Origin of the sequence: Dyella sp. EPa41, assembly GCF_016586165.1 — a bacterium.
GTDB lineage: Bacteria > Pseudomonadota > Gammaproteobacteria > Xanthomonadales > Rhodanobacteraceae > Dyella.
The window spans coordinates 1-9,488 of record NZ_BCPR01000115.1 but is presented as its reverse complement, the minus strand read 5'-3'; the positions used below and the strand labels follow the sequence as shown (position 1 = coordinate 9,488).

Below are 9,488 nucleotides of genomic sequence, written 5' to 3'. Positions count from 1 at the left end.
GGGAAGGCGCACGGGCTCGCTCCATCCATCGCCCTTGCGCTCCACGCGCCACAGGTTCATGCCCTGGCCCTTGAACACCTTGCCCTTGCGCACCGCGTCGATGGGCTGGCCGTCCCGGGTCGCCGGCCGATTGGAGGCGAACACGAGGAACGAGCCGTCCGGCGCCATGCTCGGATCGCCATCGCGCCAGTGGCCGGAGAACGGCGCCACCACCGGTGCCGACCACTGCCCGTTCGTCCGCCGCGAGGCCATGACCGACGCGCCCTGGTCCGTGCCGCGCATGAAGTACACGGTATTGCCGTCCGGGGTGAACGCCGGCGAGACCGCGTCGCCGTGATCGCCCGGCGTGAAGAGCGTGGGAGCGTCAGGCGAGAGGGTGACCAGTGGCGAGATCAGCACCAGCACGACGCAGATCATCTGTTGCCACATGGCTTGTCTCCTGGATGCGCGACGAGAGCGGACAGCGCATCAAGCTAGGCGGTCATCCGCGTGGCGTCATCGCTTCTGTGACAAGCGGCGCGGTGGCGTCCACGAGCGGTATGTCGCCGCGGGCCAACGGCGCCAGCGGGCCGCGACGCGTATCAACCGCTTGCCGGCGGCGTGGCCCTGTAGCAGGCCGATGAAGGCCTGCGGCGCGTGTTCCAGATCATCCGTCAGGTTCTCGCGAACCCGCGAGGCCTGGCCTTGCGGACGGGAGACCAGCACGATGCGGCAATTGCGGGTATTGCCCTGCGGCAGGTCGAATGCAGGCTCACCAGTCGATACGCTGGCGGTCGCGGAAAAAACCGCCGTTGATGGCCGGCCGCGCCGGCAACATGGCCGCCCACACGATGCCGGCGGCACCTTCGCCCACCGGCCGCCCGCCGTGGCCGCCCATATCGGTGGCCACCCAGCCGGGGCATACGGCGTTCACCAGGATGCCGCTGCCCGCCAGCTCGGTCGCGAGCATGCGCGTGTGGCTGTTGAGCGCGGCCTTGGATACCCGGTACGCAGGGCAGGCGCTGCCTTCGCTGTCGATGGCGCCGCAACCGCTGGAGACGTTGACGATGCGGCCGTAACCGTGGCGCTGCATCAGCGGCAGCATGGCCTCGGTGAGCTGCCAGGCGCCGATCAGGTTGGTTTCCAGCGCCTGGCGCACGAGGTCGACGTTCACCGACGAGGGATCGTCATCGATGTCGAAGTACGCCCCGGCATTGTTGACCAGGATGTCGAGCCGGCCGTACTCGCCATCGATGCGCGCGGCAAGCTCCCGGACGTCCCGCGCGGAGGTCACGTCGAGCTTCACCGGGACCACCGTGCCGCCTTCGCGGCGTAATTGCCGCGCGGCCTTCTCGCCCAGCAGCGGCTTGCGGGCGCCCAGCAGCACGGTGACGCCTTGCGCGGCGAGCTGCCGCGATACCTCGTAACCAAGGCCGCGGTTGGCGCCGCTGACCAGCGCGATGCGCTGCGACGGCTCCGGTTCGGCCGCCCCCGTGCGGCGGCGCGGCCTCCCCGGAAACACCACCGCGTTCATGGCGTCGCGGCCAACTGGTCGCAACGCTCGCTGCCGCAGGCCTGCCAGCCGCCGCCCAGCGCCTTGTACACCGACACGGCACGCAGGTTGATCGCGGCCTGCGCGTCGGCCAGCGAATCCTCCGCCGCGAGCTGGGTGCGCTCGGCATCCAGCAGCTGCAGGAAGTCGGCGGCGCCTTCGTTGTAGCGGATGCGCGCGAGGTCGGCGGCGTGGCGGCTCTGCGTCACCTGTTCCTCCAGCTTCAGCACGCGCTCGCGCTGCAGGTTGTAGCCGACGATGGCGTTGTCCACGTCCTCCAGCGCCTGCAGCACGGTGCGCTGGTAGTTGGCCAAGGCCGCATCGTTGCGCGCCTCGCTGGCCTTCACGTTGGAGCGCACGCGCTCCACGTTGAGGCCCGACCAGGTAATGCTCGGCGCGATGGACCAGGCCCGCGACGCCGCACCACCGAAGTCGTTGCTGCGGCCGGCCAGGAAGCCGAGGAAGCCGCCCAGCGAAATGTGCGGGTAGTAGTCGGCCTTGGCCACGCCGATGCGCGCGTTGCTGGCGGCAAGCTCGCGCTCGGCCACGCGCACGTCGGGACGGCGCTGCAGCACGTCGCCGGCATGGCCGATGGCGAGCGCCACGTCGATGGGCTTGAAGGTGGTCGGCGACAGGTCGACATCCAGTTCGCCCGGGCGTTCGCCCAGCAGCACGGCGAGCCGGGCGGTGTCGTTCTGCGCCAACGTCTGCAGCGTCGGCAGCTGCGCTTCCACGGCGGCCAGTCGCGCACTGGCGCTGGCCACGTCCTGCTCCGAGCCGGTACCGGCGTCGAGGCGCGCGCGGATCAGCTTCAGCGACTGGCGCTGGTTCTCGATGTCGCGGTTCGCCACGTCGATGCGCAGCTGTGCGCCGCGCAGGTCGAAGTAGTAGCGCGCGACTTCGGCGAACAGGGTGACCTGTGCATCCTGCAGCGAAGCTTCGCTGGCGCCCGCGTCCGCGCGCGCGGCTTCCACCGAGCGACGCACGCCGCCGAACAGGTCGATTTCCCAGCTGGCGTCGAAACCGGCCTGGTAGCTGGTGACGGTGGTGCGCTGGTCGGTGAAGCCGGGCTGCTGGCCGCGGCTGCGCGAGTAGTTGGCGACGGTTTCGACGTCCGGAATCTGCTGCGACTTCGCCACGCCGAGCAAGGCGCGCGATTCACGCAGGTGCGCATAGGCAATTTTCAGATCCGGCGCATTCGCGGCGGCGCGCTGGATCAGCGCGTCGAGCGTGGGGTCGTTGAACTGCTTCCACCAGTCGGCCTGGAAGCCCGCGGTCGACTCCTGCGTGGCATTGATGCCCTGCACGACCGCCGGTTTCTCCTGCGGCGCGTGGTAGTCGGGGCCGACGCTGACGCAGCCGGAGAGCATGATGGCGGCGGCGATGGCAGTGGCCTTCTTGGCCACGCCGCGGTGGGAGCGCGGCTCGCAGGCGGCGCAAGACGCGTTCGCCGCGGCGGCGTCCATGAAGCCGACGCCCGATGAAAGCGTGGTGCCAGATGGGCCCCTCACCCCAGCCCTCTCCCCAGCGGGGAGAGGTAGAAGGGCGGTGGCGAGGTTCTTGAAGAAGGACATATCAATGCTCCTCGATAAGGTTGCCGGCCTGCGCGAGGCGCGCGGCCTTGCGGGCGCGGCGGCGTTCGCTCATGCGTTCGCCCCAGCCGCGCACCAGCACGTAGAACAGCGGCGTGAAGATCAGGCCGAAGAAGGTGACGCCCAGCATGCCGGCGAACACCGCCACGCCCATCGCATGGCGCATCTCCGCACCGGCGCCGTGCGAGGTCACCAGCGGCACCACGCCCATGATGAAAGCGAACGAGGTCATCAGGATCGGGCGCAGTCGCAGGCGGGCGGCTTCCAGCACGGCCTGCACGCGGTCCATGCCTTCGAGGATCTGCGCTTCGCGGGCGAACTCCACGATCAGGATCGCGTTCTTGCACGCCAGGCCCACCAGCACGATCAGGCCGATCTGGGTGAAGATGTTGTTGTCGCCGCCAGAGAGCCACACGCCCGTGATCGCGGACAGCAGCACCATCGGCACGATCAGGATCACCGCCAGTGGCAGCAGCAGGCTTTCATACAGCGAGGCCAGCACCAGGAACACGAGCAGCACGCACAACGGGAACACCAGTACCGCGGTATTGCCGGCGAGGATCTGCTGGTAGGTCAGCTCGGTCCATTCGAAGGTCATGCCGTTGGGCAGGTTTTCCGCAGCGAGCTTCTCGATCGCCGCCTGCGCCTGGCCACTGCTGAAGCCCGGTGCCGGACCGCCGTTGATTTCGGCCGTCGGATAGCCGTTGTAGTGCTGCACGCGGTCCGGGCCGACCGTCTGGTTCACCGTAAGGAACGAACCCAGCGGGATCATTTCGCCGGAGGCGCTGCGCGTCTTCAGGCCCAGGATGTCCTTCGGCTCGTGGCGGAAGCCCGGCTCGGCGGAGACATTCACCTGGTAGGTGCGACCGAAGCGGTTGAAGTCGTTCACGTAGAGCGAGCCGAGGTAGGCCTGCATGGTCTGGTACACATCGGCCAGGTCCACGCCTTCGGCCTTGGCCTTCTCGCGATCCACGTCCGCGTCGATCTGCGGCACGCTCACCTGGTAGCTGGAGAACAGGCCCGCCAGCGTCGGCACCTTGGTGCTCGCACCGATCAGGTTCTGCGTCTGCTTGTACAGCTCCTCGAAGCCGGCGTCGGACCTGTCTTCCACCTGCAGGCGGAAACCGCCGATCGTGCCGAGGCCATTCACCGGCGGCGGCGGGAAGATCGCGATGTACGCATCCTGGATCGCCGCGTACTTCTGCTGCAGCGCCGCCGTGATGGCACCCGCGGACAGCGACGCATCGCGACGCTCCTCGAACGGCTTGAGCGTCACGAACACGATGCCGGAGTTGGTGCTGTTGGTGAAGCCGTTGATCGACAGGCCCGGGAACGCCACGGCGCTTTCCACGCCCGGCTGTTTCAGCGCGATGTCGCTCATGCGGCGGATGACGTCTTCCGAACGGTCCAGCGAGGCGGCGTCCGGCAGCTGCGCGAACGACACCAGGTACTGCTTGTCCTGCGGCGGCACGAAGCCCGTGGGCACGTGGGCGAAGCCGAACAGGCCCAGCAGCACGAGGCCACCGTAGATGATCAGCGCGATGGAACCCGAACGCAGGATGCGCTTCACGCCGCCCACGTAGCGGTTTGCGCTGCTCACGAACAGCCGGTTGAACGGACGGAACAGCCAGCCGAACGCACGATCGATGAAGCGGCTCAGCTTGTCCTTCGGCGCGCCGTGTTCCTGCAGCAGCAGGGCGGCGAGCGCGGGGCTCAGCGTGAGCGAGTTGAACGCCGAGATCACCGTGGAGATGGCGATGGTCAGCGCGAACTGGCGATAGAACTGGCCGGTGAGGCCGCTGATGAAGGCCGCCGGCACGAACACCGCGCACAGCACCAGCGCCGTCGCCACGATGGGCCCGGTCACTTCCTTCATGGCCTGGCGCGTCGCCTCCTTGGGCGACAGCCCGTGTTCGATATGGCGCTCGACGTTCTCCACCACCACGATGGCGTCGTCCACCACGATGCCGATGGCCAGCACCAGGCCGAACAGCGACAGCGCATTGAGCGAGAAGCCCGCCATCAGCATCACCGCGAACGTGCCGATCAAGGACACCGGCACGGCCACCAGCGGGATGATCGACGCGCGCCAGGTCTGCAGGAACAGGATCACCACCAGCACCACCAGCGCGATGGCCTCGAACAGCGTATGCACCACCGCCTCGATCGAACCACGCACGAACACGGTCGGGTCGTAGACGATCTGGTAGTCCACGCCCTGCGGGAAATCCTTCTTCAGGTCCGCCATCAAGGCGCGGACTTCGTCGGAAATCTGGATGGCGTTGGAGCCCGGGCGCTGGAAGATCGGCAGCGCCACGGCCGGCTGGTTGTTGAGCAGGCTGCGCAGGGCGTAGCTGTTGGAGCCCAGCTCCACGCGGGCCACGTCGCGCAGGTGCACGAAGGAGCCGTCGGCGTCCTTGCGCACGATGATGTTGAGGAAGTCTTCCTCGGTGATCAGCCGGCCCTGCGTGTTGATGTTGAGCTGGAACGCGGCATTGGTCGGGCCCGGAGGCGCGTTCAGCGCACCGGCGGCCACGGTGATGTTCTGCTCCTGGATCGCATGGACCACGTCGCCGGTGGTCAACTGGCGCGTCGCCAGGCGATCGGGATCGAGCCACACGCGCATGCTGTATTCGCCGGCGCCGAAGATCTGCACGTCACCCACGCCGTCGAGGCGGGCAAGCTGGTCCTTGATGTGCAGCCGCGCGTAGTTCGACAGGTACAGCATGTCGTAGCGCTGGTCCGGCGAGATCAGGTGCACCACCATGGTGAGGTCGGGCGAGCTCTTCTGGGTGGTCACGCCGAGGCGCTGCACCTCCTCGGGCAGGCGCGGCAAGGCCTGCGACACGCGGTTCTGCACCTGCACCTGGGCGTTGTCCAGGTCGGTGCCGAGCGCGAAGGTGACGGTGAGCGTCATCGCGCCGTCGCTGGTGGACTGCGAGCTGGTGTAGAGCATGCCTTCCACGCCGTTGATCTGTTCTTCCAGCGGCGTGGCGACGGTTTCGGCGATCACCTTGGGGTTGGCGCCGGGATAGGAAGCGCGCACCACCACGGTCGGCGGCACCACTTCGGGGTATTCGCTGATCGGCAGCTTGAACAGCGCGATGCTGCCCGCGATGACGATCAACACGGAAAGGACACCGGCCAGAATCGGCCTGTCCACGAAGTATTGGGCGATCTTCATTGCATTCGTCCTGGTTGCTCTTGGGCACCATTCCCGCGCGAGGCGGGGACTTGCCCGCGCTAGGCGGGGAATTGGGGAGCCTTGTTCGCGTTATGCGAGGACAAAGGCTCCCTCGCCCTCTCGAAAACAGAGAGGGCTTCCACTTCCAACCGATAACCTTCCTAAGTCGTCATCCCGGCGAAGGCCGGGATCCAGTGACGTCGGCGCTCACACGTGCGAACACCTTCCTGCGTTGTCGCCACTGGGTCCCGGCCTGCGCCGGGACGACGATCAAAAACTATTTCTGCTGCGCGGCGTTCTTGCCCGAACCACCACCCGCCATCGCCAGCTGCCTGTTCGGATCCAGGCTGCGCGTTTCCATCGCCACCTTGCTCGGGTTCACTTCCACGCCCGGCCGCACGTGCTGGATGCCGCTGACGATCACGGTGTCCTTGGCGTCCAGACCTTCGGTAACCACACGGAGGCCGTCCAGTAGCGGGCCGGTGACCACGCGGCGGTATTCCACCTTGCGGTCCTTGTCCACGACGTAGACGAACTTGTTGCCGAGGTCGGCGCCCACCGCGCGGTCGTCGACCAGCGCGCGAGGCTGGCGGCTGTCGCTGCGCAGTTGCACGCGAACGTAAAGACCGGGCGTGTAGCCGGCGTCGGCGTTGTCGAACACGGCGCGCAGACGGATCGTGCCGCTGCCGGCGCGCAGCTGGTTGTCCACGAAGTCGACGCGGCCGGCGTGCGGAAAGCCTTTTTCGTCGGCGAGGGCCATGGCGACCTGCAGCGTGCCGTTGTGCGCGCGTCGAAGACGGTCGAACTTGAGGAAGCTGTGCTCGTCGACGTCGAAGTAGGCGTAGATCGGGTCCACGCTCACCACGCTGGTCAGCACATCGTTGCTGGTGACCAGGTTGCCCGGCGTCACCAGCGCATTGCTCACGCGGCCATCGATCGGCGCACGCACTTCCGTGAAACCGAGATTGAGGCGGGCCGCATCGAGCGCGGCACCGGTCGAGGCGACCTGGGCCTTGGCGCTCTGTGCGCCGGTGACCTGGCGGTCGGCTTCTTCCTTGGAGATGGCGTGCTGGTCGAGCAGCCGGCCGGCGCGTTCGGCGTTCGCCTGGGCCAGCGCCTGTTCGGCCCTGGCCTGGCTGAGATTGGCCGAGAGACGATCCACTTCAGCCTGGTAGGGGCGCGGGTCGATGCGGAACAGCAGGTCGCCCTTGCGCACCACGGCGCCTTCCTTGAAATGCACCGAGTCCACATAACCGCTGACGCGCGGGCGGATCTGGATGGTGTCGACCGCCTGCAGGCGGCCGGTGAATTCGTCGGCGTCGTCCACTGGGCGCACCAGCACCTGGGCCACGGTCACGGCGGGCGCCGGCGGCGGGCCGGCCTGGGCATGCGATTCGCCGCTATGGCCGAGGACGGCCCAACTGCCGCCCACCACGGCCAGCGCGAGAATGGCGAGTATCCATCGTTTTTTCATGTCGGGCTCCCATATTGGTTCCACCGGCATCGGGGGTAGCCGGCGAGCAGGGCCGAGAGAATAGGTATACGATACGGTTCAATAAATACCTCCTTGTGCAATGCAATAGTGACTCCCAGTCACGAATGGGTTAAAAATTGAGCCTATGGAAGACTTTGCCGCAATCTCCGCGTTTGTCCGCGTGGTCGAGGCCAAGAGCTTCGCCGCCGCCGCCGCCCAGCTGGGCATGACGCCTTCCGGCGTCAGCCGCGCCGTGTCCCGCCTGGAGGAAAGCCTGGGCGCCCGGCTGCTCTACCGGTCGACGCGATCGCTACGTTTGACCGACGATGGCGCCGCGTTCCATGCGCGTTGCAAGGAAATCCTTGCCGATCTGGCCGAGGCCACCGAGGCGCTGGGCTACGCCGCCCGCAAGCCCACCGGCAAGCTGCGCATCGGCGCGCCAGCGTCGGTGGGCCGCACGGTGATCATCCCGAGGCTCGCCGAATTCGAGCAGCGCTACCCGGACATCCGGCTGGAGCTGTCGATGTGCGATTACCCCTACGACCTCAACGAGGAAGGCATCGATTGCGCCGTCCGCGTGGGCCCGCTGGAGGATTCCAGCCTGATCGCCCGCAAGATCGGCTACCTGCGCAACGTGATCATTGCCTCGCCCGACTACCTGGCCCGGCACGGCGCCCCGCAGAGCCTCGAGGACCTGAAGAACCACCGCTGCATCAACTACGTGCAGCCCAACGGCCGGCCAAGGCAGTGGCAGTTCGACACGCCGAGCGGCCAGGTCGGCATCGACATCGACGCCCACATGCTGATCAACGACGCCGAGTCGGTGATCCAGGCGGTGGTGTCGGGCCTGGGCATCACCCAGGCGCCGCACGTCATTGCCTCCTGCATGCTCGACTTCGGCAAGCTCGAACTGGTGATGACCGACACCATCTCCACCGGCAAGCCGGTGTGGATCGTCTACCCGCAGAAGAAGCACCTCTCCGCCCGCGTGCAGGCTTTCATCGAGTGGGTGCGCGAGGTGTTCGAGCAGACCAACGAGCCGGGCAAGCACAAGAAGCCGGTGGTGGCGGCGGTGCCGGAGCGGTTGAGCGCATAACGCGGGCGACGGGAGAAAGCGGGTACGCGCATGATGGATGCGCGGCTGCCTTTCGCGGCGGTTTGCGGCATTCGTTCTTCAGGCATGCAGTTGGCGATGTTTTCGTCGCCGTCTTCAGCGACCGGGCGCGCCTGCGACTGCAGGGAGTCCCGGAGGGACGGTGGGCTTCCTCCGAGCTGCTACCGCGGCCCCAGGTCACTTTCTCTTCGCGCGGCGTCCGTTCCCTTGTAGGAGCGCACCCTGTGCGCGACCGCCTTTCGCGCCAGTCTGCATGTTCGTCGTTTTGATGGATAAAGATTGTCGATGTTTCGGTTGCATTCTTCCTTATCGCGACCTGGCTCGCCTGCGGCGGGCTTCCGGACCGCTGCCGCGGCCCGGGTCACTTTTCTTTGCTTGCTCAAAGAAAAGTAACCAAAAGAAAGAGCACCCCGCGTGGCGCTGTCTGGGCTTTGCCCAGCCAGTCCGTGAGGGGCGGCCGGGCTTTTCGACCGGGCTCCTGCCCGGACGAAAAGTGCCCGACGTCCTGTCGGGCACCCCTGCGGGGCCTGCTCGTCCACCCCTCACCGCCACACAGGGGTTGGGTGAAGGCTCGTGCCGCTGCGCGGCACATC

5 protein-coding genes and 1 pseudogene are annotated in these 9,488 nt (G+C 67.2%); 1 reads left to right on the top strand and 5 read right to left on the bottom strand.

Annotated elements, in window-relative coordinates; genetic code table 11:
- The 5 genes and pseudogenes from JMF82_RS21010 to JMF82_RS20990 all read right to left on the bottom strand — a co-directional run.
- A pseudogene (locus JMF82_RS21010) lies at positions 1–429 on the bottom strand (PD40 domain-containing protein); the annotation flags it as partial.
- Between the two features lie 322 nt (positions 430–751).
- On the bottom strand, positions 752–1,513 hold the full coding sequence (locus JMF82_RS21005; protein ID WP_201316474.1) for an SDR family oxidoreductase: 762 nt from the start codon (positions 1,511–1,513) through the stop codon (positions 752–754).
- On the bottom strand, positions 1,510–2,901 hold the full coding sequence (locus tag JMF82_RS21000; RefSeq protein WP_236585614.1) for a TolC family protein: 1,392 nt from the start codon (positions 2,899–2,901) through the stop codon (positions 1,510–1,512). The genes JMF82_RS21005 and JMF82_RS21000 overlap by 4 nt, the downstream gene beginning before the upstream one ends.
- A gap of 205 nt (positions 2,902–3,106) precedes the next feature.
- Positions 3,107–6,307, bottom strand: a complete 3,201-nt coding sequence (locus tag JMF82_RS20995) for a multidrug efflux RND transporter permease subunit (RefSeq protein ID WP_201316473.1) — start codon at positions 6,305–6,307, stop codon at positions 3,107–3,109.
- A 277-nt stretch (positions 6,308–6,584) separates the two neighbouring features.
- Positions 6,585–7,781: an efflux RND transporter periplasmic adaptor subunit gene (locus tag JMF82_RS20990; RefSeq protein ID WP_201316472.1), complete on the bottom strand. Its 1,197-nt coding sequence runs from the start codon at positions 7,779–7,781 to the stop codon at positions 6,585–6,587.
- A gap of 145 nt (positions 7,782–7,926) precedes the next feature.
- Between JMF82_RS20990 and JMF82_RS20985 the strand changes: the two genes are divergently transcribed.
- Positions 7,927–8,877 carry a LysR family transcriptional regulator gene (locus tag JMF82_RS20985; protein ID WP_201316471.1) on the top strand — a complete coding sequence of 317 codons (951 nt, stop codon included), beginning with the start codon at positions 7,927–7,929 and terminating at the stop codon, positions 8,875–8,877.
- Positions 8,878–9,488: the final 611 nt, after the last annotated feature.